At 53.8% G+C, this 21,924-nt stretch carries 19 protein-coding genes and 1 pseudogene; 3 read left to right on the top strand and 17 right to left on the bottom strand.

All coding sequences use genetic code 11. The annotated features are described in order from the left end of the window. Positions 1-7: 7 nt before the first annotated feature. The 10 genes from NYE33_RS00890 to NYE33_RS00935 all read right to left on the bottom strand — a co-directional run bounded on the left by NYE33_RS00890 (position 8) and on the right by NYE33_RS00935 (position 7,848). Positions 8-625, bottom strand: a complete 618-nt coding sequence (locus NYE33_RS00890) for a hypothetical protein (protein ID WP_076246279.1) — start codon at positions 623-625, stop codon at positions 8-10. Between the two features lie 33 nt (positions 626-658). After that, complete coding sequence (locus NYE33_RS00895) at positions 659-910, bottom strand: hypothetical protein (protein ID WP_076246277.1); 252 nt, start codon at positions 908-910, stop codon at positions 659-661. Continuing rightward, a complete protein-coding gene (def, locus tag NYE33_RS00900; RefSeq protein WP_341068560.1) occupies positions 910-1,476 on the bottom strand; it encodes a peptide deformylase in 567 nt (188 codons plus the stop codon). Before def ends, NYE33_RS00895 begins: the two co-directional genes overlap by 1 nt. A gap of 105 nt (positions 1,477-1,581) precedes the next feature. Then, a complete protein-coding gene (locus NYE33_RS00905; protein WP_341064444.1) occupies positions 1,582-2,874 on the bottom strand; it encodes a stalk domain-containing protein in 1,293 nt (430 codons plus the stop codon). A gap of 106 nt (positions 2,875-2,980) precedes the next feature. After that, complete coding sequence (locus NYE33_RS00910; protein WP_042133348.1) at positions 2,981-3,271, bottom strand: hypothetical protein; 291 nt, start codon at positions 3,269-3,271, stop codon at positions 2,981-2,983. Positions 3,272-3,286: 15 nt separating this feature from the next. Next, complete coding sequence (locus tag NYE33_RS00915; RefSeq protein ID WP_336101134.1) at positions 3,287-4,174, bottom strand: inositol monophosphatase family protein; 888 nt, start codon at positions 4,172-4,174, stop codon at positions 3,287-3,289. Positions 4,175-4,339: 165 nt separating this feature from the next. After that, positions 4,340-5,347 (bottom strand): UV DNA damage repair endonuclease UvsE, encoded by a 1,008-nt coding sequence (uvsE, locus tag NYE33_RS00920; protein WP_076246268.1) that lies wholly within the window; start codon positions 5,345-5,347, stop codon positions 4,340-4,342. Further along, a complete protein-coding gene (locus NYE33_RS00925) occupies positions 5,344-5,661 on the bottom strand; it encodes a hypothetical protein (protein ID WP_039308646.1) in 318 nt (105 codons plus the stop codon). The genes uvsE and NYE33_RS00925 overlap by 4 nt, the downstream gene beginning before the upstream one ends. A 47-nt stretch (positions 5,662-5,708) precedes the next feature. Continuing rightward, positions 5,709-6,800, bottom strand: a complete 1,092-nt coding sequence (locus NYE33_RS00930; RefSeq protein WP_042133340.1) for a D-alanine--D-alanine ligase — start codon at positions 6,798-6,800, stop codon at positions 5,709-5,711. A gap of 19 nt (positions 6,801-6,819) precedes the next feature. Next, complete coding sequence (locus NYE33_RS00935) at positions 6,820-7,848, bottom strand: amidase domain-containing protein (protein WP_039308652.1); 1,029 nt, start codon at positions 7,846-7,848, stop codon at positions 6,820-6,822. A 444-nt stretch (positions 7,849-8,292) separates the two neighbouring features. On the opposite strand from NYE33_RS00935, the gene acnA reads away from it, so the two are divergent. Then, positions 8,293-11,037, top strand: coding sequence for an aconitate hydratase AcnA (gene acnA, locus NYE33_RS00940; protein WP_042133336.1), 2,745 nt, complete (start codon positions 8,293-8,295; stop codon positions 11,035-11,037). 117 nt (positions 11,038-11,154) lie between these two features. Here acnA and NYE33_RS00945 read toward each other — a convergent pair whose 3' ends face one another. From NYE33_RS00945 to NYE33_RS00955, 3 genes are all read right to left on the bottom strand, one after another. Beyond that, a complete protein-coding gene (locus tag NYE33_RS00945; RefSeq protein WP_341064445.1) occupies positions 11,155-12,186 on the bottom strand; it encodes an ABC transporter substrate-binding protein in 1,032 nt (343 codons plus the stop codon). A gap of 198 nt (positions 12,187-12,384) precedes the next feature. Continuing rightward, positions 12,385-14,601: a helix-turn-helix transcriptional regulator gene (locus tag NYE33_RS00950; protein WP_340948113.1), complete on the bottom strand. Its 2,217-nt coding sequence runs from the start codon at positions 14,599-14,601 to the stop codon at positions 12,385-12,387. 168 nt (positions 14,602-14,769) lie between these two features. After that, entirely contained in the window at positions 14,770-15,519 is a 750-nt protein-coding gene (locus NYE33_RS00955; RefSeq protein WP_042133334.1) for an IclR family transcriptional regulator, read from the bottom strand. 348 nt (positions 15,520-15,867) lie between these two features. Here NYE33_RS00955 and NYE33_RS00960 point away from each other — a divergent pair, with 348 nt between their 5' ends. After that, on the top strand, positions 15,868-16,863 hold the full coding sequence (locus NYE33_RS00960; RefSeq protein WP_042140714.1) for an alpha/beta hydrolase: 996 nt from the start codon (positions 15,868-15,870) through the stop codon (positions 16,861-16,863). 203 nt (positions 16,864-17,066) lie between these two features. Then, positions 17,067-18,260 carry a Fe-Mn family superoxide dismutase gene (locus NYE33_RS00965; RefSeq protein WP_341064446.1) on the top strand — a complete coding sequence of 398 codons (1,194 nt, stop codon included), beginning with the start codon at positions 17,067-17,069 and terminating at the stop codon, positions 18,258-18,260. 87 nt (positions 18,261-18,347) lie between these two features. Here NYE33_RS00965 and folE read toward each other — a convergent pair whose 3' ends face one another. The 4 genes and pseudogenes from folE to lepB form a co-directional block, all read right to left on the bottom strand. Next, positions 18,348-18,941 carry a GTP cyclohydrolase I FolE gene (gene folE / locus NYE33_RS00970; protein ID WP_039308661.1) on the bottom strand — a complete coding sequence of 198 codons (594 nt, stop codon included), beginning with the start codon at positions 18,939-18,941 and terminating at the stop codon, positions 18,348-18,350. 54 nt (positions 18,942-18,995) lie between these two features. Then, the gene (locus NYE33_RS00975) at positions 18,996-19,247 is read right to left on the bottom strand and encodes a YneF family protein (protein WP_042133331.1); all 252 of its coding nucleotides are present in this window, start codon (positions 19,245-19,247) and stop codon (positions 18,996-18,998) included. 106 nt (positions 19,248-19,353) lie between these two features. Continuing rightward, a pseudogene (gene queG / locus NYE33_RS00980) lies at positions 19,354-21,125 on the bottom strand (tRNA epoxyqueuosine(34) reductase QueG). A gap of 38 nt (positions 21,126-21,163) precedes the next feature. Then, complete coding sequence (gene lepB, locus NYE33_RS00985) at positions 21,164-21,781, bottom strand: signal peptidase I (RefSeq protein WP_081969806.1); 618 nt, start codon at positions 21,779-21,781, stop codon at positions 21,164-21,166. Positions 21,782-21,924 lie beyond the last annotated feature (143 nt).

The raw sequence follows: 21,924 nt of genomic DNA on the forward strand, positions 1-21,924 counted from the left end.
AGGTTCCTTAGAAATCAATCTGCTTGTCCAGAGTGACTTCCTTATGGCGCGGACGTCTAAGTCCTCTGCCGTCAGGGACCAGTGAGAATTCAATGGAATCCAGCGCTTCCGGCAGCGGGGGCCAAATTAGAAACCGCATCTCTACCTGGGCACCGCCGCCCCGGCCACCATGCATCTGCACCTCATATTCAGCCTCTCCCAAAATTGCGAGCGTAAGAGGGGCTTCGATGCTGACGCTTTCTACGGCCGCTGTCAGGCACTTGATCTCGACCGAGAGAATACTCAGGTTCTCATACTGCATGGAATGAGTAAGAGCATATTCGAAATCCCCATCCCGTGTTGTCTTCATGATCGGAAGCACTCCGCGTAATTCACCCGGCTCTTCCCAAAAGTGGCGTCTGGGCACCGATTCATTCAAGCTGCCCAGTACAAGCGATATTTCCGAAAGCTCCAGCCCCAGTTCAGCAGACCATTGCTGTATCATCTCCGGATCCGGAAACAGCTGTTTCCCTTCCGCGACCGACTTCCTCTGCTGTACTAATCTTAGAATCTGCTCATCAATCTGCTTCGCTTCATCGTTGTATACATTCTGCAAGCCTCTTATGGCTATTCTGTTCCACTCCAAACCGCTTCACTCCCGATTTCAAGGTTGAAATGATCAGCTCCCGCCGCTCTTGCGCTGTCCATACATGAACAGCGCAGCAACCGCGAGCGGGGTCACCAGCCTTACTGCGAGCGGCATACTGCCTCCCGCAATAGCGACAACCACATAACTTACAACGATGGCCGCTTCCGCCATGATGTGCTTGTGGAATATACCTTTTCTAATCCTGTAGACAAAAACCAGCGCAATGACAAGTGCCAATCCTATATATAGAAGGGTTAGCGGCAATCCTTGAATATCCATCATTACCCCTTGCTCTTCTGTTCATACAGGCTGCGGATTTCCACATCCTGCGGAAGCTTGAACGGATTCTGCTGATTGATCCGGTCATAGAACATGATCCCGTCCAGATGATCCATCTCATGCTGAATCACGATCGCCTGATAACCCTTGAATTTCTGGGTAATCACCTGACCGTTCAGATCAAATCCCCGAACCTTCAAGGTTTCATACCGCGGCACAAAGCCGTGTACAGGCCGGTCCACGGACAGGCAGCCTTCGCTCTCCGGTAAATACACCATCGCCAGAGAATGGCTGATGATCTTGGGGTTCACCCAGGTATACTCTACATTCTTGCCGTTATCGTCCTTCAGGCACATCACGAACATCCGCTTCTTCAGCCCCACCTGATTGGCGGATAAGCCCACCCCTGAACGGAGCTTATGTTTGGCAGACATTTCGGCATCCTGGCTGTTCTTCAGGAACTGCATCATACACTTCAGCGCCTCGCGGTCTTCCTCCTGCAACGGCAGCTGCACGGGTTCTGCTACCGCACGGAGTACGGGATCCCCTTCACGCACGATATCATCCATCGTGATTATATATCCGGCATTATATTTTGTACTAGACAACTGCGTTCATCCACCTTTGCCTTACGGGCCTGATTTTATTATGCAATATTGATATATTATGCTGGATTATGGATTAATGAAAGCTGTCCGCAGCTTGCTGCTGTAATTCACATCGAAGCCAAGCCCGGTAGCGAGCGCGGCGAGCGGCAGGTACGTTTTATCCTCTTTGCCGACCTTTTGCAGGAATGCCGGGGTATCAATCGCTACATCCGTTCCGTTCACCTTAATCGTCTTCGAGCCAATCGTAATTACCACGGTTCTTCCGCCGTAAATAATCGTCGCGCTGGATGTTTTGTTATCCCATTTACCAGTTGCGCCTACCGCATTCAGAATGTCCTTCAGCGCCAGGAAATTCTGTCCATTCTTCAGAATGGGCTTATTGGGAGTGTTAAGCGTGGTCCCATTCACTACAATTGACATCGGTGCGGAGGCTGAAGTCATCACTGCAGCTGCCGGAGTAAGGTATTCCCCCCACTGCAGCTCTGCGAACACCGTGGCGATCCGTTCATAGCCCAGCTGCGTCGGATGGAAGTCTGCCGCTCCAGCCCCGATAATATGGGTGAGCGATCCCTCTACACCGGCAAACTTGGCGGCTACATGGGCTACCTTTACAGGTGCTCCCGCCTGGTTCAGGGTAGCTGCAATATTCTCGGCGGCTACTGTAAACTGTGCAGCGGCACTCATCAGCTTGTCATACGAAGCACCCAGGGCAATTCTGGGAGCAGGCTGATATTGATCGGCCAGCAGAATCGTTGCCAGGGGATTCACGGCCCGGATATTGTCCAGTGCCGATTTCACATTGCTGCTGTACGCCGCGAGGCGTTCCGCAAGCTGGGCTGTGAAGTCAGCCTCCGTTAGTGTCTTAACATTCAGAAACAGACTGCTGACATCATTGCCGCCTATAGTGAGCGTAATCAAATCCGCTGCAGCAAGCTCCGTTCTAATCTGCGGCGTCATAGCGGCAAACTGGGCGATGCGCGGATCAGGCAGCCCCGGCTGGATTGCCTCTGCCGTAGTTGCGATGCCGTCTTTGATGGATGCGGTATACTGAAGCAATCCGGATGTCTTCAGACCTAATATACCGTAATTGCTTAACGTGCTTCTGCCATGATACCAGCCCTGCTCCAGTAATCTCTCGGCATATCCGTACGGCTTCACACTGGAATCAGTCATCCCCGGCTCATATCCGGCAGTAATGGAATCTCCAAGTGCCACGATGCGAAAGACATCCTGCTCCGGGGCCGTCGTAACGGCTGCTGCAGCGGCACCGGCAGGGCCTGCATGCACATTAATTAATACAGCGAACAGCAGCAGCCCGCTAGTTCCGGCTGATATGAATCTTCTCCATGTCTTCAGCATCGTATTCCCCCTAAATTAGTATAATTCCATTCTAACACCCAGCCACGCTGCGCAAAAGAGCGGTTTCCCGATTGTTCGGAAAACCGCTCCTGAGGCTTGCTGCGGCTTACTGCTCTCCGCTGCCGGATTCTGTAGAATTCTTATGGCCGCCCGCGCTAGACGGGCCGCTGATTTGTTCAGAACGCTGCACATATTTATCATACCGGCTGTCCAATTCGTAAGCGATTTTGCGGTATCGGCGCGTTTCTTCAACTATAGGATCAAGCGTAGTCTGTATCCGGATCTCATACTTGGGCGAAATCTGGCGGATTTCCTTGGCCTGCCGGTCATCCGGCTCCATCTCGCCATCCTCCAGAAGCTCACTCAGTCTGCGCTCCAGATCATCATTGTCACTCATGGCAATGCCGCCTCCTTACTGCTTCTTGAATCCCGTGGCATCAGCTGCCTGCAGGGAGTTCACCAGATAATCATGTATCCGTCCATTACTCGCCACCACATGGCGTGTACTGATATCGTAGGGATTGCCCTGGGTATCAGTGACTTTCCCGCCGGATTCCAGCACCAGCAGCACGCCTGCCGCACAGTCCCACGGACTCAGGCCCACTTCCCAGTAGCCGTCCACCCGGCCTGCCGCAACATATGCCAGGTGCAGCGCTGCCGAGCCGCCGGCGCGAACGCCGCGCACCTGCGGCAGAATCTGCTGCAGTCCGGCCATATTGGCAGGCTGGGCGAATACCCGGTCCGGCGGAAAGCCCATGGCAATCAGACTGCTTCCAGGCTCCGTCTCCGCTGACACGGCGGTAGGAATCCCGTGCATATACGCACCCTTGCCCTTCTCGGCAACGAACATTTCGTCACGGATCGGATCATAAATAACACCGACTGTCAGCTCCCCCTTAACGACGAGGGCTATTGAGACACAGTAGAAAGGAAAGCCGTGTACGAAATTGGTAGTCCCGTCAATGGGATCAACGATCCACAAATACTCATGCTCCCGCGCTTCATCCAGGGCGGCAGTCAGCGCGTCCGCTCCCGGCTGAACGCCTTCCTCCCCAAGGATGGCATGGTCGGGATAATGGGTCAGGATCAGCCGGCGGATCATTTGCTCCACACCTTTATCGACCTCTGTAACCAGATCCTGGGCGGATGTCTTGCTGCCCAGCTCCTTCACCTGGCCTTGTCTGCTCTTGATCCATTCCCCCGCTTTGGCTGCAGCATTAATTGCCGCCGCCGTATGTCCCTTGCTTGTAACTACATAGGGTTCCCGTTCATTTCGGTTATCAGGACTTACAGGACTCATCTCTTCACTCCGCTTTCTTTGAGCATGATCGTTCTCCCATGGAACGCTGTTACGCGCAGGACGTCAAATTGCTGCTCAACTTTCATTCAACGTACCCTATTTCCGCCCACTTATCAAGTTAATACTGGCACCGTAATAAGGCCTAATCCCCTTGTTTGTTGCCTGTTATGCTTGTATATTCACGCTGGCTCCGTTTAGTACCGTAATTCCGTTCCCGCCCTGTGCAAGCTCCTTCATGGCCTCCATCAGGCCAAACAAGGCTCCGTCCTTGAGCTTCGCTTCGATCATGACATCCACTGCCGGGGTATCTGCGGCGATCCGCTTCAGAAAAGCAAACAGCGGAGCCGGCTCCACACCGTCGGCATGGCTCCGCGGATCGGACGGGCTGCGCGGGCTGGAGACATGAATCTTCGGTGGCAGTACTTCCCCGGGCAGGACATCCTTCCGGGCCAGACTGCTTGTCCATGTCTTCTGGATCTCCGGCCACAGCTCCCAGGGAAGCTCGCCTTCGTTGTTGACCCATTGATGATGGATATCCAGCACCATCGGCAGTCCGAGGCTCCGGCTAACCTCCAGTGTCTCCACCGCATTGAACGTCTTGTCGTCATTCTCCAGCGTCATCCGTTCCCGGAGTGCAAGCGGAAGCGCGGAGCATTGCTCACAGAAACGCGCCGCAGACAGAGGCTTGTCCCCATAAGCACCGCCAATGTGGATATTGCTCTTGGCGGTTGCCGGCAGCCCCATGGCCTCAAGCATATCGGCATGATGCTGCAGGTCGCGGATCGAGCTTGCGAGCACCTCGGGACGCGGAGTGCTCAGAACCGTGAAATGGTCCGGATGAAAGCTGACCCGCATGCCGTGCTTCTTCACATAAGTGCCCACCTCAGCGAACTCCTCCGCCAGTGCGGACAGCGGATGCCAATCCGCCAGATCAGGATGGGTCGCCAGCGGAATCAGCTTGGAGGTCAGGCGGTAGACCATAATATCCGAGCCTGCATTATGCTTCAGCAGGCGGAGTGTATTATGCAGATTGATCCGTGCGATTGATTCCAGCTTACGCAATCCGGCTTCCCGGTCGCCCAGCTTGTTAAAGCTTGCCATAGTCATTGTCTTAGAGGGTGAGCAGTCCGGGATGACAGTAGACATGGCGACATAGCCGAAGCGGACAATCATCCTTCTTCTCCGAAGAACATTTCGTAGGCAAGGGCCGTCTGTACCCGCGACTCTTCCTCATTCAGCTTGCGTACCAGATCCATCTCCACAGCTGTAACCTCATTGCCCTGGAAGTTGATTTCAGCAATGGAAGCAGAAATTTTGACGATCGCTACAGCAACATTCTCCGGATTGTAGGCGATGACCTTCTGGCCGGTCGGGTATACACGGAAGCCCTGCTTCACCATTTTGGTTCGTCCGTACTCCAGCAGCTCATATAGCTCCTGTTCATTCTTGAATTTGCACACTGAATTGAATTCTGATTGAAACCCCATGCTTCTCTCTCCTTCCCGGCCGGAATGCTCCCGCCGATCACCATATGTTATTCGTTATCGTACTTAAGCCCTTGTCTGAACTGGTACCGCTCCAGCGCCAGCCCGATCATCCGGTCCAGCAGCACCTGGTAGGATACGCCGGTCTCGCGCCACAGCAGAGGATACATGCTGAACGGGGTGAAGCCGGGCATTGTATTCACTTCATTAATGAGAATTTTGCCGTCAGACTTCCGCAGGAAGAAATCAGCCCGGGTAATGCCGCTGCCCTCAATGGCCTTGAAAGCCAGCAGTGCCGATTCGCGCAGGCGGTCTGCCACCTCGGGATCGACAGGTGCCGGGATCAGCATCTGCGATTTGCCGTCCGTGTATTTGGCCGCATAATCATAATATTCGCCGGAAGAGACGATTTCACCCGGAACTGAGGCTTCTGGCTCTTCATTGCCAAGTACGGCAACTTCTACCTCACGGGCATCGATGAATTCCTCGATGATGACCTTGGTATCATAACGGAAGGCGTAATCAACAGCCTTGATCAGACTTTCTTTGTCGGCTGCTTTGGAGATGCCTACGCTGGAGCCAAGGTTGGCCGGTTTCACGAATACCGGATACCCCAGCTTATCCTCTACACCAACGATCAGCTCATGGCTTTTGCTTTTCCAGTTAGCAGCATTGAAATAACAATATTCACATTGCTCGAGCCCTGCCTCGCCGAACAGCTTCTTCATGACAACCTTATCCATACCTGCCGATGAAGCCAGCACACCTGCGCCAATGTACGGAATATTCGCCATTTCGAACAGCCCCTGGATGGTACCGTCTTCCCCGTTCGTACCATGCAGCAGCGGGAACATCACATCCACAATGGAATCTCCGCCGCTGAGACCGCTGAATAACGCATTCAGGGCCATCCCCATATCACCGGAAGCTCCGGACAGCTTAAGCTCTTCAATTCCGCTGAATGGAGCCTCCAGGGCTGCCCCTACCTTCCACACTCCCTGTTTGGAAATGTAGAATGGAATAATTTCATATTTATCGTAGTCAAAAGCGTTCATAACCGCATAAGCCGTCTGGAGCGATACCTCATGCTCTCCGGATTTGCCGCCGTACACTAGTCCTACGGTCAATTTAGCGTTCCCCATGCCCTAACCTCTTTCTGAATTATAAGTAGTCATTAATATGAAAAAAACGGTAGGCCGTGCGGTCCGTCCAGGCGTAGGAATCCTTGTAATCCCAGAAGCGGTGGCGGCTGCTCACCGTCCGGGCGTTCACCAGCGGCATGCCTCCCGCATCAAAGGCGGTAACAATCGTGCTGTGCTGGTAATGTCCGTTGCCGTCCCAGTCGTATTGGATCACATCGCCTAACATCAGCTGCTCCGGCCGCTCGACAACTTCAGCGCGCAGACCGCTGCTGCGGCTGCCGCTCAAATAACGCTGCAGGCTGTCTGAAACCGCCCAGCTGAAGCTCCACCATTCCTGTGCCCCGTTGTAGCCCTTGTACCACCAGCCCGTTTCTCTTTTACCAGTATAGTTGATAGGTGCTCCCCCTGCAAAGAGACATTGGGAGACATAATTGGTGCAGTCCACCTCGAAAATCTCGAACTCCGGATTGCCGTCCTTCCACCAGCGGTCGGCATACGCCGCCGCCTCTTCGCGGCGGTAGCGGACCTCTCTTGCGCCGCTCACTCCGCGCAGGACCCTGCGGTTCAGCAGCGGCTGGGATGGCCGCGGTGAAGGCAGCACCTCCCCCCACTGCGACAGCCGCAAGGCAGGCTCAGTCTCCACCACTTTGCGCACAGCATTCCGCTCGGGAACACTGCGCTCCACGTTGATTATCTCCCAGTCTCCACCTTTCCGCACAAAGGTCAGCCGCTCGGACTCAATCACATCCTCGCGGTGAGTCATTCCGCCCTTCTCATAATAGAATGCGCTGTGCAGCGCCACATCGGCGACCACCTCGGCGGGATTCTGCCGCACGGTACGCAGTGTCCTGACGCCTGTTTCCCCGCGCAGCGGAGTGATCCCCCGCTGGCTGTACCACTGCGCAATACGGCGGAAGCGTGTACGCTGTTCGTCCAGGAACCGCGGATCCTTGATTGTGGTTTGGCGCGGTTCAATTCCAGGTGCAACCCGCCCCTTGTTCAGCTGATCCACATAGACATAGAGACTTTTCTTCCACTGCTGCTCCATTCATTCTCCGCCCTTTCGTTCAAATATAAGAATTTATAGGCTCTGGCACTATAAATAATCCTTCTATTTCCCGCTGAAACTGTGCCGTCCTTTTGAAGGGCGGCATAGCCGTTCCCCTTCCCGTTTTGGCTGCTGTCCTATGTAGTCCTATGTATATGAAGGATTGCCTGCCGCTATACAGGACAGGAACGATTTAACTACATTTGAATCCGGGAAACCATCCGCTCCAGGCATGGCTGGAAATAGGCGGAAACGGCTTTGCAGCATGAAGCATATAAATTTCTGGATAAACGGCATTTTCGCTCCATTTAGCGCAGTTTCAACCTCTTACAAACCTTCCATGAAGAAGGAAAAAAAACTTTACTCCCCTCTTTGCAACCGTTATACTTAAAGTATAGGAAATATGAAATGTAGTTTCACCAGATGAAACGAGGAGGCGCATATATGCCAAGCAAGGACCATTTCTCACTGGCTAAGAACCTGGAATCAGGCGGCAAAACTTATCGCTACTATCATTTGAACTCGCTGGAAGAACAAGGCGCGGGCGACATTTCATCCCTGCCATTCTCCATTAAGGTATTACTTGAAGCTGCTGTCCGCCAGTATGACGGACGGGCAATTACAGAAGAGCATGTGAAGCAGCTGGCCGGCTGGTCCGGCGGCATTGACCGTAATAAAGAAATCCCTTTCATTCCGGCCCGGATTGTATTGCAGGACTTCACCGGCGTACCGGTAGTCGTTGATCTTGCCGCAATGCGCGACACCGTCAAGAAAGCCGGCGGCGACCCTAAGAAGATTAATCCGCTTGTGCCGGTTGACCTGGTTATTGACCACTCGGTTATGGTCGATGCCTTCGGAACTGCCGACGCACTGGAATATAATATGAACGTTGAATTCGAGCGCAACGAGGAACGTTACCGCTTCCTGCGCTGGGCGCAGACTGCCTTTAACAACTTCCGCGCAGTTCCCCCGGCAACAGGGATTGTGCATCAGGTTAACCTGGAGTATCTGGCTTCTGTAGCCACTACCAAGACTATTGACGGCGAAACGGTCGTATACCCAGATTCCCTGGTCGGAACCGACTCCCACACCACAATGATTAACGGCCTTGGCGTGGTCGGCTGGGGTGTAGGCGGGATTGAAGCGGAAGCAGGCATGCTCGGACAGCCGCTTTATTTTGTGACACCGGATGTCGTGGGCTTCAAGCTGACCGGCAGTCTGATGGAAGGCGCCACTGCTACCGACCTGGCCCTGACCGTTACCCAAATGCTGCGCAAGAAAGGCGTAGTCGGCAAATTTGTCGAATTCTACGGTCCTGGTCTGGCTAATATCAGTCTGGCGGACCGCGCGACCGTAGCCAATATGGCACCTGAATATGGGGCTACGATCGGCTTCTTCCCGGTAGACGACGAGACGCTGGCCTATCTGCGCAGCACCGGACGCCCGGATGAGCTGGTTGAGCTGGTAGGCGATTACTATAAAGCGCAGGGGATGTTCCGCACCGCAAGTACGCCGGACCCTCAGTTCAGCGATATCATCGAGCTGGATCTTGCCTCTGTAGTGCCCAGCCTGGCCGGACCGAAACGTCCGCAGGACCGGGTCGAGCTGACCCATATGAAGGAGAACTTTGAAGGCATCATCCGTACACCAATCGATAAGGGCGGCTATGGCCTCAGTGATGAGAAGATTGCCGAAGTCGTGGAAGTGCAGCACAAGAACGGCAGCACCAGCAAGCTCAGCACAGGAGCTGTTGTAATTGCGGCCATTACCAGCTGTACGAATACCTCCAACCCAAGCGTTATGCTGGGAGCGGGACTGCTCGCCAAGAAGGCTGTGGAACGCGGACTGACCAAACCCGGTTATGTCAAAAGCAGCCTGACGCCCGGATCGCTGGTCGTTACGGAATATCTGCAAAAGGCCGATCTCCTGAAGCCGCTGGAAGCGCTGGGCTTCTATCTGGCCGGATACGGCTGCGCCACCTGTATCGGTAACTCCGGCCCGCTGCCGGATGAAGTCAGCCAGGCCATTACAGAACATGATATGACCGTTGCCGCTGTTATATCCGGCAACCGTAATTTCGAGGGCCGCGTACATGCCCAAGTCAAAGCCAACTATCTGGCTTCACCGCCGCTTGTGGTAGCCTATGCGCTCGCTGGTACCGTTAATATTGACCTGAAGACCGAGCCGCTGGGTTACGATCCGCAGGGCGAGCCTGTCTTCCTGGCCGATATCTGGCCTACTACTGCCGAGATCCGCGAAGCTATAGGACTCTCGCTAAGTCCGGAAATGTTCCGCAGCAAATATGAGAATGTCTTCACGGCTAATGAGCGCTGGAATTCCATTCCGGTACCGGAAGGCGAATTGTATGAATGGGATGATAATTCCACTTACATTCAGAATCCGCCATTCTTCGAGCATCTGGCAGACGGTGTAGGCGACATCAAGGATATCCGCAGCTCGCGTGTTCTGGCGCTGCTGGCCGATTCCGTCACCACGGACCATATCTCACCAGCCGGTAATATCTCCACCTCCGGTCCGGCCGGAGAATATCTGCGTAATCATGGCGTAGAACGTGCCGACTTCAACTCCTACGGCTCGCGCCGCGGGAACCATGAAGTGATGATGCGCGGTACCTTCGCCAACATCCGGATCCGCAACGCCGTTGCTCCGGGAACAGAAGGCGGGGTAACCACCTTCCTGCCGAGCGACGAGGTGATGTCGATCTATGACGCATCCATGCTGTATCAGTCGGCCGGTCAGAACCTGATCGTCATTGCCGGCAAGGAATACGGTACCGGAAGCTCGCGTGACTGGGCCGCCAAGGGCACGCTGCTGCTGGGAGTCAAAGCCGTCATCGCCGAGAGCTTCGAGCGGATTCACCGCAGCAATCTCGTCGGCATGGGCGTACTGCCGCTGCAGTTCCAGGAAGGCCATGGCTGGAGCAGCATGGGCCTGACCGGACGTGAGACCTTCGACATTACCGGTCTCGACAACTATGTACTACCCGGTCAGGAACTGACCGTCACCGCCACCCGCGAAGACGGAACCCAGTTCGACTTCCCGGTCATTGCCCGGCTCGACAGCACCGTTGACATCGACTACTACCGCAACGGCGGTATCCTGCAGACGGTGCTCCGCCAGATGCTGGCTGATGCCACAGCTTCGGAAACGGCTCTGCCGGTAGAATAACTTTGTATACACAAGCTTAAATATTACAAAAGCTGCGCTGGTATCAGATATTGATCTGACACCGGCGCAGCTTTTTATATGCAGATTTGCAGATAGCTTCCTTATTTCAATAATGGATTATTTCACGGACAGCAGGCTTGTTGTGATGAAATCCAGCTGTGCCTCCAGGGACACCGGATCATTATACGTGTCTGCATCCGGGTTAAGCTGGAATACGTTGCCGGCTTTGACCGCAGGCAGGCCTGCCCAAAGCGGATTGTCATATACAATCTTAGGATCTGTAGTATCCCCTGACCATGGACAAGTGAAGATAATATCACCGGCAAAGTCCGGAAGCTTCTCCAGAGAGATGGAGGCCCAGCCCGTGCCGCTGTCGATTGCCTCTTTCTGGGCCTCTGCCGGGGCCTTCAAACCGAATTCTCCATACAGAATTTCGCCGCCCCGTCCATAGTTATGACCGAATACAAACAATCCCTTGGCGTATGGATTCAGGATGGATACGGTTCTGTCACCCACGGCAGCCTGTACCTGCGGCTTCAGTTCAGCAATCTTCGCTTCCCACTGATCTACCCAGGCTTTGGCTTCATCATTCTTGTTCGTTAGCTTACCGGAGTCCATCATCTGGTCCTTATAGTTCTTGGAGCCGTATTGAATCTGCACCACCGGAGCGATCTCCTTCAGCTTGTCGATGCCTTCCGTGCCGGTGTATACAATAATCAGATCAGGATCTAAGGCAAGGATGTTCTCCGGTGTTACATCATTGCTGAGCGACTCCACGCCATCGAGCATTCCGGCAAGATATGGATTGCCCATTGCCCCCTCCATGGCGCCTACCGGCTTAACGCCTAATGCCAGGAAATAACCCGTGTAGAACGCAGTGGTATCAACGATTCGCTGCGGATTCTTGGGTACTTGAACTTCTCCTACACTGTCTTGGAAAGTGACCATTTCTACATCACCGGTTGAATCCGCACTGTCAGCTGTTGCAGCAGGAGCCGCCGTAGAAGAGGCCGCAGGAGAAGCTCCGGAATCAGCTGCTGCAGCGGAATTGTTTGCAGAGTTATTAGCGGACTGGCCGCAAGCTGCCAGCAGCAGAGCCAGAGCCAAGGTGAAAACGATAAGCACCAGACTTTTATTAGAATGTCGCAAAATAATCCCCCTATGTATATGATATTGATAATCATTATCATTTAAAATATAACACAGCTCTTTCTCTCTGACAACTTCATTTTGTTAAATTTTAAAATTGTGCACCTGCCCTCCTGCTGCATATAACCGCAAAAAATCCCCTTTCAGCCGAAAGGGGATGGATATCCATATGGAGCAAAGCAGTTAAACCCGGCGTAATCAGATCTCGATGCGCTCAGAGTCGAGTATTCTTTTATAGACCAGAGCAATGATCTGTGAACGGTCCGTTACATTCATTTTGGTGAAAATACGGCTTAGATGATTCTTAACGGTATGCTCGCTGATAAATAAGGCACTGGCAATTTCCTTATTCGTCTTGCCCAGAATGATCAATTCAAGCACTTCCTCTTCACGCGGCGAGATTCCCCATTCTTCCTTAGGTGTCTTCAGTGCAGCGCTGTTCAGCAGCTTGACCGCCGAAACCGTTCTCCTCATTGGCTGCGCATCCGAGCGGCTGCGCAGAAACGATTGAAGGGCTGATTGCGGCTCACTGTCAATCTCCCCGGCAATATAATCATCCATACTGTAGCGGGAGGGGTCCAGCCACTCAACCTCTGGTTCCGCAAGCTTATCCCTATCCGCATGTTTGGCGGTATGATGAAGCACAAGTGCCAGCAGCTGTGCGGGCAAAGAAACCGACGGCTTATCCATCTTGAAATAGAAGGATGCCAATTGATCCACCTGCTTCAGCAGAGCTATTTCTTCCTGATAGAAGCCGTATCCCTGCAGAAAATCAAGTTTGAACGGAGCCAGCAGACAGGCGTTTCTCATCCGTTCCGCTTCCCGTTCCGGCAGACCGGTGTAGCGGGCAAGCTCATGCGCCATTGAAGAGGCTTCCAGCGACAAGCGCTGCAGCTCAGGATTAGTGCTCCTCAGATAATCCCGGGTATGCTGGAGGAATACCCCCGCCTGCTTCACAAGCCTGCTATCCTTCTCGATGAGCCGGATTGCCGTGCTGGCCAGACTGGCCAGGCAGCTGGCGAATGTCAGCCATTCCTCTGCTTCACTGCGGCGTCTGAAGCCTACCGCCAGAATTCCTTTGAATACCTTCTCGGCAATCAGCGGACATTCCAGCAGCACCTGCCCCTCGGCATCCTCGTTGATAATAGCAGAGGAGAGAAAGGCTTGCGGCGAATACCGTTCCTCAATCTCCTGGACATACTGGGCAGCCGCCTCCGGGCTCCAGCCCTTCGCATGATGGCTGCCTCCCGCTGCCTCCTCAAAGTAGACGAGTACAGATGAAGGATAGAACGGCATCCCCATAATGATATCGAGCAGTTGAATGCCCAGCTCCTGCGATGATGTAGTCTGCGGCAGCAGGCACGCGGCCTCTTTAAGCCTCAGTGTAGCATCATTACGCAGGGTTTCGCGCTGCCGCAGCTTCTCCCCCCGTGAGGATAGCCCAAGCAGAGAAGCAACCATCTGGTCCTGCTGGGCATGGTCCTGTAACTGGCGGATTTCACCAAAGCCCACAGCCAACAGCAGCGCTTTTTTGCCGCTGTGAATCTGAACCGGATAACATGACAAATACTCCGGCTGCGTAATTCCGCGCTGGGTGAAGAATAACGACCTCGGATCTTTGGCAACGCCCTGCCAGTGCCGGGGCTCCCTGCCGAGAACAGCTTGTCCCAGAAATCCGTCCCCCTGCTGGAACTCGGCATTCATCAACAGATTCGCTTCTTTGCCGGCGGAATATTTCACCTTATACCTGCCTGCCTCTTCCTCTTTGGCAAAAGCATATAAATCGGCATCCGAGAACCTTCCTGCCATTTGCTGCAAAACATCCTCAATCTTCAGAAAGTCTGTTTCCAGATTGGAGAGCAGCTGTGAAACCACCATGCCGCTTCTCTGCGCCAGGGGTTTGAGTACACCGCCCGCCAGTAATTTAGACAGTATGTTTCCAAGAACGGCCAGTTTGCCCCTGATTATGCCGATACGCTCCCGGCTAAGCTCAGGCATGGCAAGCAGTTCAGTCCGTAACTCATCATAGTGGGGGTGAATCCTCATTTTGGCCTCAAACGCCTGCAGTACAAGCTCCCGGGTCCCTTCTTCCATGTATAGGCCCGACCACAAATAATAAGTCTGTCCATACTCGGGAACCAGCGGACTGACCACATACTTTAGCCCTGGAACCCATTCTTCCAATACAGCAGGATGCGATAAGGGGCCCAGTCTGAGCAAAGCCGGCTCGAAAGGGCGCTGCGTCTCCTGCAAAGAACTGAACATTTTCTGATAGAATATTCCGTAAAGCGTTGGACGGGTTATTACATTCCCTGCCTGATCCGTAAGCACAATAGCCTGACTCGTGACAGAACCGAACGTATCCTGGAGCTCTTGAATTTCTCCCATCAGTGAATCGGGTATTACAGCTTTCATCCCATCACCTCATGCTCTGGATTACATTTCATATCTTTTAATAATTGTAACTAATATTTTTTAATAATAGTTCATTTTAACTAGATATACAATGGAACTGACAGGCCTGGTTAGCCTCTATTTACTAAAATTACCCCTTAATCACGGCATATAACGGGCGCCGCCGTTTCAGCCCATCATCAGCCCCATTTCAGCCGCAGCTTCACCCAGAATCACTGCATAGTCCTCCAGCGTCTCCCGCGAAAGCCGGCTGACCGGACCTGAAAGAGAGAGCGCTGCAACCACTCCCCCGGCACGCCCGGTGATAGGCACCGCCACTGCAGCCGCACCCGGTTCGCGTTCCTCGAAGCTGGTAGCATACCCGCAGCGGGTGATTTCCTTGAGCTGCTCCAGATACTGGCTCCGGTCTACAGCTTCCGGCCATGCCGGATCGGCCAGCAGCCGGACCTGCACTTCCGGAGGCGCGTAAGCGGCCAGCACCTTGCTCGATGCACCTACAGAGAGGGGCAGCCTTGCGCCGATCTGTGCCACCCGGCGGATCGCCTGCCGGCTCTGTACGGCCTGGATGCGCACGCGCTCCAGATTGTCGCGCAAATAGAGGCTGACCGTCTCTCCCAGACGGTCACGCAGCCGTTCCATCGCCGGCAGCAGCAGTACCGCCGGTTCATTCAGGGTCGGCAAATGCGTAGACAGCTCCCAGATGCGAATCCCGAGCCGGTATTTCTCCGTGCCCTCATCGCGCTGCAGGAAGCCCTTCTCCTCAAGCGTAGTCAGCAGGCGGTGCACCGTACTTTTATGCAGGCCAATCTTGGCGGAAATCTCCGTCAGACTGAGGTCATAATCATTATCCTGAGTGAAGCAGAGCAATATATCCAGCGCACGTTCCACGGCGCGTACAGTCAGTTTCCGGTCTTCCACCCTGTTCTCCCCCTCATGTGTTTCACCTCTTGAAACCCGGTTACATTATTCTTCAGATCCATTCTATCTTAGTGCAAAGGTCCGAAAAAAGTCCAGCATATTCACTGTACGGTAAAGACTGGGCCGCAGTTTACAGTTACATTACAAAACCGCTGAATTCATTGACTTTGTAAGGGCATAACCATACGATTAAATATATGAAGTATTTCTGCTAATCAAACTTAAGTTCATGCTTCCGAAGCAGTTTTGCTGCGAAGTAGTCTCACAGGAAGCGGATGTTCCACAAAACTTTTAGGAGGGGACCTTATGGATCTGGCAACAAGTCACCCCGGCTCGCCGGTCTCCCGTATGCCTAACGAGGATAAGCCTAATTCCATACCTATTATTTCACTGCGGATGATACGCGTTAAGCATATTGTCGTAGCTCTGCTGTTATCTGTGTTCTTCTTCTTTTTATTCTGCTTCATCGCCCTGCACGGCTATATAGCCTGGGTGCTCTCGAATCCTACTGTAGCGCCCCTCTACTCTAACCCTTATCTTGCCAAAGGGCTGGCGTATGAGGAGATCACCTTTCCGGCAAAGGACGGCAGCCGTATTATGCAGGGTTGGTATATTCCTTCAGAGGGAGCCAAGAAGACCATTGTCTTCAGCCATGGCTACGGTGCTAACCGAGAGGAAAGCTGGGTTCCTATGTACGACCTGGCCCATTATGCGCACAGCCTAAAATTTAATGTGGTCATGTTTGATTACGGCTTCGCCTCCAAGGTCAATAAAGATATCGCTACCGGCGGCAAAAAAGAATCCCAGCAGCTTCTTGGGGCGATCGAATATGCCAAGGACAAGGGTGCAAACGAAATCGTAGTCTGGGGCTTCTCCATGGGTGCTGGTACCGCGCTGCAGGCGGGTCTCGTAACCAAAGACGTGGATGCGATGATACTGGACAGCACCTTCCTGCTGGAGCCGGATACACTCTATCACAATATCAAGCAGAATATAGATCTTCCCCGCCAGCCTTCACTGGAGATTATGGAGCTGTTGTTCCCGGTACTGAACGGTACAGGGCTGAATCAGATTCCCTATTCCAAGGTGAAATCCGAGGACTATCCGTTCCCGGTACTCTTCATGCACGGTACTATGGACGAGAAGGCACCTTATCCGATTGCCGAAGAACTGGCCGCGAACCAGACCAACCCGTACTCCGACTCATGGATTGTGGAGGACAGTCATCATGAGCTGCTGTTCCGCGAGCATCCGCGTGAGTATCTGCGCCGTGTCTCAGCATTTCTCGGCAATGTCCAGCTGGCCCGCATCAGCGGGGACAACGGAAGTCAGGCCAGCAAGTAACCACAAGCAGAAACAGCAGCGTTCCTATACCTATATTGGATTAACTAAGCATGCGCAGATGTATTTCCTTATACATGCTGCGCATGCTTTTTTGGGGTTTGCTCACCATAGTGCCTTAGGCCACAACGAATACCGTTACATAAGCGGACTCTCCCGGTCATATAATGAAGCGTTGAAAATTCAGGACGGGAGGACTGCATGCTATGCAATATGTATCCGGTGCGCCGCTGCCAGTGCACATTCTAGGGGAAATTGCCTTCTGGAAAAAACAGGAGAAGGAACACGCTGAGGTTCTTATCCAGCTTACTCCAAACCTCAAGGAGCCTTATGTCAAGCTGCTCCAGGAATGGACGGTTGTCTTCCTGGCTACGGAGCAGGCGGCGTGTCAACTGCTCGGAAGCCAACAGGCTCCGGCCTTCGGCGGTCCGGGAAGCCTTGCCGCCGAAACAGAGCTGCTGCTTCATACAGCCTGCAGCCAATCCAGTGAATTCATCCGCCAGCTGAAGGCTATGGGGGAGGCTAGCCAGGCCATGAGCGCCTCCCCTCTGGCCGGGGTCGTAGTGAAGCATTTTATCTGCGAATCGGAGTATTTCCTTGCCGTGCTTACGGCTCTCAGCGCCCCGGAATATGGAGCCGGTGCCGGCATGATGCGGCAGAACCCAATAGAGCAGGATGAACCGGCTGCTGTGCCTGCGGTGTCCCTAAGTGAAGACTCTCCCCAGGAAACGGCGGCTTGGACGGCTCCTCTGTGGGAAGCCCGTGAATTGGGGCCGGTCCCGATCGGCGGGCACACACTGCCCCCGCTCCCTTATGCTTATAATGCGCTGGAGCCCTACATTGACGAGAAGACGATGATTATTCATCACGACAAGCACCACCAGAGCTATGTAGACGGACTCAATAAAGCAGAGATTAAATTGGCGGAAGCCCGGAAGAGCAACGATTATGATCTCGTTAAACACTGGGAACGGGAGCTTGCCTTTAACGGGGCGGGCCATTATCTGCACACGATCTTCTGGAACGTCATGTCCCCGCAGGGCGGCGGCCGGCCATCCGGAGCACTGCTGGATGCCATTATACGGAGCTTCGGAAGCTACGATGCCTTCAAGGCCCAGTTCACTGAAGCGGCCAATAAAGTGGAGGGCGGCGGATGGGCCATCCTGGTCTGGAGCCCGCGCAGCCGCAGGCTGGAGATTCTGACTGCTGAGAAGCATCAGAATCTGTCCCAGTGGGATGTTGTCCCGCTGCTGGCGCTGGATGTATGGGAGCATGCCTATTATCTCAAGCATCAGAATAACCGCGCAGATTATATCCAGGACTGGTGGAAAGTCGTGAATTGGCCTTACGTAGCCGAGCGGTACAGTGCCGCCCGCAAGCTGGTCTGGCAGCCTTTTTGAGGTCTTTCCCCAAAAAAGCCCGGCGGCCACTCGAAAGTGGCCGCCGGGCTTTGCCTTGCACAAGTCAGGGAATATTAGTCCCGCGTACTATTCTTTGATCAGAGCAAGAAACTCGGCCCGGGCAGCAGCATCCTCACGGAAAGTGCCCCGGGTTGCCATGGTTACTGTCTTGCTGCCGGGCTTCTTCACACCCCGGGCACACATGCACAGATGCTCTCCTTCGACAACCACCATGACACCGTGCGGATTCAGCACCTCGGTCATGATGTCGGCGATCTGGGCAGTAATGCGCTCCTGCACCTGCAGGCGGCGGCTGACCGCTTCCACGAGCCGGGCCAGCTTACTCAGTCCGGCAATCCGCCCGCTGGGGACATAGCCAATATGCACTTTGCCGAAGAAAGGAGCCATGTGATGCTCGCACTGGCTGTAGTAGACAATATCCTTCACAATGACAAGCTCTTCATGAGACTCGTCGAAAGTTACGCCCAGCGCCTCGCGCGGATCAATCGAATAACCGCCAAATATCTCTTCATACATCCGCGTGACTCTAGCCGGTGTTTCCAGCAGGCCTTCGCGGCTGGTATCTTCACCAATCAGCTCTAATATTTTCTCAACATGATATTCGATTTGCTCACGGTTTACAGAAACCTTCCCGTTCATGTACTCCTTGATGCTCCCCATGAAATCTCCCCCTTCCGCACCCGCAGCTGATTCTTATCTATTTCCTTATCCTGATTATTTCTTCTTGCGGGCCTGTCCTTTGGCTGCCGCAGGAGCACGCCCCGGCTGATTGCCGTTCTTCATCATCTGCTGGGCACGCTGCATCTGCTTTCCGTTCAGGTTATATCCCATTTGCTTAGCAACCTTCTGCAGCATTTCAGGATCATTCTGCATCGTTGTCATTTGTCTGCGCAGATAATACACACCGATAAAGAATCCGCCGATCAGACCTACAACAAGCGTAATAATAGGCAATGCAATATTCATCTGTAATCCACCTTTGTACTCTATTGTCTGGCAATGCCCCTATTTAAGGCACGCGAATCTATCATAGCATTTCAACAACTGGACAGCAATTGGCAAATCCCGTGATTCAGAAGAGATAGTTGCCGCTTAAGCCGGGCCCTGCCTGCTCCGCTTCCAGCTGCAGAAGGCGGCTTTTGATTCCCAGACCTCCGGCATAACCGACAAGTGCGCCTCCGGCACCTATAATCCGGTGGCAGGGTACAATGACCGGAACCGGGTTGCGGTTATTGGCCCCGCCAACAGCACGTACAGCCTGCGGATTGCCGATCATGACCGCAATATCCTTATAAGAGGCGGACTCCCCGTAAGGCACGCTGAGCAGAGCTTCCCATACCTGGCGCTGAAAATCCGTTCCGCGCATATCCAGCGGCACACTGAAGCTCTGCAGCTCCCCTGAGAAATACGCTGTAAGCTGCTGCTCCGTCTCGGACAAGCTCCCGGCATCCGCATAAATCTGTGCAGCGGGACCCAGCTGCGTCTTCACCCAGCCTGCAATAGTGTCCGAGTTCGCATCATAGGTGCCGAACTTGATCATGCATAGTCCGGAAGCTGTCGCGCATAGCGTCAACGGGCCAATGATTGAATCGATCTCCTTATAATAGAGCGAAGCTTCCGCCCCTTCGCTGCTCTCTGGACGGTGATTCATTCTCCTTCCGCCTCCTTCTGCCCAAGCAGCTTGTCCTGTGCCCGGCTTAGCATTCCGCGCACCGTAACGTCCTCTTCCTTCTGCAGTGCCTGCTCCACGGCTGTGAGGGCTTCACTGCCGCCGATGCGGCTTAGGGCCCAGGCGGCAGTCCCGCGCATCTCCGGCCGCGGCTCCTGCAGCAGAATCTCGGTCAGCTTCGGCACGGCAGAAGCTTCCTTGAAATTGCCAAGCGCGATCACCGCATTACGCTGGATAGGCTTTTTGCCCCGCCATGCAGCCGAGCTGCTGCCGAATTTCTCCTTGAACTCACGGTTGCTGAGATCCAGGATCGGCATCAGCAGCGGCTTCACGATCTCCGGATCAGGAAGCAGCTGCGGGCGGTGATTCCAGTTCTTGCCGCGGTTATGGGGACAGACAATCTGGCAGGTATCGCAGCCGTACAGCCGGTTCCCTATCTTGGTCATATAGTCCTCACTGAGGAACCCCTTGGTCTGTGTCAGGTAGGAAATGCAAGCCTGGGCGTTGAGTTGTCCCGGACCGACCAGTGCGCCGGTAGGGCAGGCATCGATGCATTTCGTACAGTCCCCGCAGCCTTCCTGCACCGGCTGATCCGGAGGCAGCGGTATATTCGTCACCATTTCCCCAAGATAGATCCAAGATCCCCATTTTGGGGAGATAACCGCGCAGTTTTTGCCGCTGAACCCGATGCCCGCCCGCTCTGCAACCGCCCGGTCAACAAGAGCGCCCGTATCCACCATACTCTCCAGTACGGCATCCGGAACACGCTCGCGGATGAAGTTCTCCAGCTTCGCCAGCGCTTCACGGAGTACATGATGATAGTCCTGCCCCCACGATGCCCTGGCCAGTATGCCTCTGCGTGCTCCGGGCTCGGACTTGGGCGGGTCCTCCATTTTGGAGGGATAGGCTACAGCGATTGCAATAATAGAGAGCGGCTGCTCTCCCGACTGCAGCGCCGGAACCGTCCGCTTGTCCAGATCCGGCTCCTCGAAGCCCGAGTCGTACCCGTTGTCCCTATGTTCCTGAAGAATATTTTTTAAATATAAAAACGGCTCTGCGGTGGTGAACCCGATATCGTCAATACCGAGCGCCGGCGCAGCAGCCTTGATTGCAGCCTTGAGATCCTCCCACTTGGAAGGCGGCGGAGCATAAGGTGACTGGAAGTTAGAATTCATTTCCGCCTCTCCTTTATTATTATGTCTATACAAATCCCTTACAGGACTCTCATCTTAGCTACAGGCCACCAGATCAGTGATGCCTTCCCCACAATACGCTCCTGTGCAACAGCGCCGAAATAACGGCTGTCCTTGCTGGCCCCGGCATGGCGGTTATCCCCCATTACAAAGTAGGTGCCGTCCTGCACAGTCAGCTGACTGAAATCCGGGTCTTGAATGGCCGTATCGATGTAAGGCTCATCCACTACTTTACCATTAACATATAGCTGCTGGTCCTGAACTTCCACGATATCACCGGGGATACCAATAATCCGCTTAACCAGGTACTCCTTACGGTCCGGCCCTGTGCTGGGGTCATGCAGAACAACAATATCGCCCCGGCCCGGATTCCCGAAGCTCAGTGCAATCTTATTAATAATCAGCTTCTCCCCTTCGTAGAGGGTCGGCTGCATGGATTGGCCAATCACAGTAGACACATTGAACACAAAAATATTAAGCAGTGACATGATCGCGAATACAATCCCCGCAGTGATGATCCACTCCCGCATATCCTTAAGCCAAATTCTTCTCGATTCGCGCTTGGATTTGTTATGGGTAACGGATCTGTATCGTTGTTTGCGGCTCCGCATGAATTCTTCTTCAAGCTCCCGGTTCATAGGCCACCTACTTGCTTCGATTGGGTTTATAAGTCCATAACAATAGAAAAGCATATCTTCCGCCCATTTGCAATGCAATGGACACTGGGAAGATATGCTTTAGTATAATGAAACAGACTATGCAGGTGTGACCTTATTCTAAA

The organism is Paenibacillus sp. FSL R10-2199, from assembly GCF_038000235.1.
In the GTDB taxonomy this organism is placed as follows: domain Bacteria; phylum Bacillota; class Bacilli; order Paenibacillales; family Paenibacillaceae; genus Paenibacillus_AQ; species Paenibacillus_AQ phytohabitans.

Excerpts from the sequence above, each read along its gene's own strand:
- NYE33_RS00895 (WP_076246277.1), bottom strand. The coding sequence starts at position 910 with ATGATGGATATTCAAGGATTGCCGCTAACCCTTCTATATATAGGATTG.
- def (WP_341068560.1), bottom strand. The coding sequence starts at position 1,476 with ATGGATGATATCGTGCGTGAAGGGGATCCCGTACTCCGTGCGGTAGCA.
- NYE33_RS00905 (WP_341064444.1), bottom strand. The coding sequence starts at position 2,874 with ATGCTGAAGACATGGAGAAGATTCATATCAGCCGGAACTAGCGGGCTG.
- NYE33_RS00910 (WP_042133348.1), bottom strand. The coding sequence starts at position 3,271 with ATGAGTGACAATGATGATCTGGAGCGCAGACTGAGTGAGCTTCTGGAG.
- NYE33_RS00915 (WP_336101134.1), bottom strand. The coding sequence starts at position 4,174 with ATGAGTCCTGTAAGTCCTGATAACCGAAATGAACGGGAACCCTATGTA.
- uvsE (WP_076246268.1), bottom strand. The coding sequence starts at position 5,347 with ATGATTGTCCGCTTCGGCTATGTCGCCATGTCTACTGTCATCCCGGAC.
- NYE33_RS00925 (WP_039308646.1), bottom strand. The coding sequence starts at position 5,661 with ATGGGGTTTCAATCAGAATTCAATTCAGTGTGCAAATTCAAGAATGAA.
- NYE33_RS00930 (WP_042133340.1), bottom strand. The coding sequence starts at position 6,800 with ATGGGGAACGCTAAATTGACCGTAGGACTAGTGTACGGCGGCAAATCC.
- NYE33_RS00935 (WP_039308652.1), bottom strand. The coding sequence starts at position 7,848 with ATGGAGCAGCAGTGGAAGAAAAGTCTCTATGTCTATGTGGATCAGCTG.
- acnA (WP_042133336.1), top strand. The coding sequence starts at position 8,293 with ATGCCAAGCAAGGACCATTTCTCACTGGCTAAGAACCTGGAATCAGGC.
- NYE33_RS00950 (WP_340948113.1), bottom strand. The coding sequence starts at position 14,601 with ATGAAAGCTGTAATACCCGATTCACTGATGGGAGAAATTCAAGAGCTC.
- NYE33_RS00960 (WP_042140714.1), top strand. The coding sequence starts at position 15,868 with ATGCCTAACGAGGATAAGCCTAATTCCATACCTATTATTTCACTGCGG.
- NYE33_RS00965 (WP_341064446.1), top strand. The coding sequence starts at position 17,067 with ATGCAATATGTATCCGGTGCGCCGCTGCCAGTGCACATTCTAGGGGAA.
- folE (WP_039308661.1), bottom strand. The coding sequence starts at position 18,941 with ATGGGGAGCATCAAGGAGTACATGAACGGGAAGGTTTCTGTAAACCGT.
- NYE33_RS00975 (WP_042133331.1), bottom strand. The coding sequence starts at position 19,247 with ATGAATATTGCATTGCCTATTATTACGCTTGTTGTAGGTCTGATCGGC.
- lepB (WP_081969806.1), bottom strand. The coding sequence starts at position 21,781 with ATGAACCGGGAGCTTGAAGAAGAATTCATGCGGAGCCGCAAACAACGA.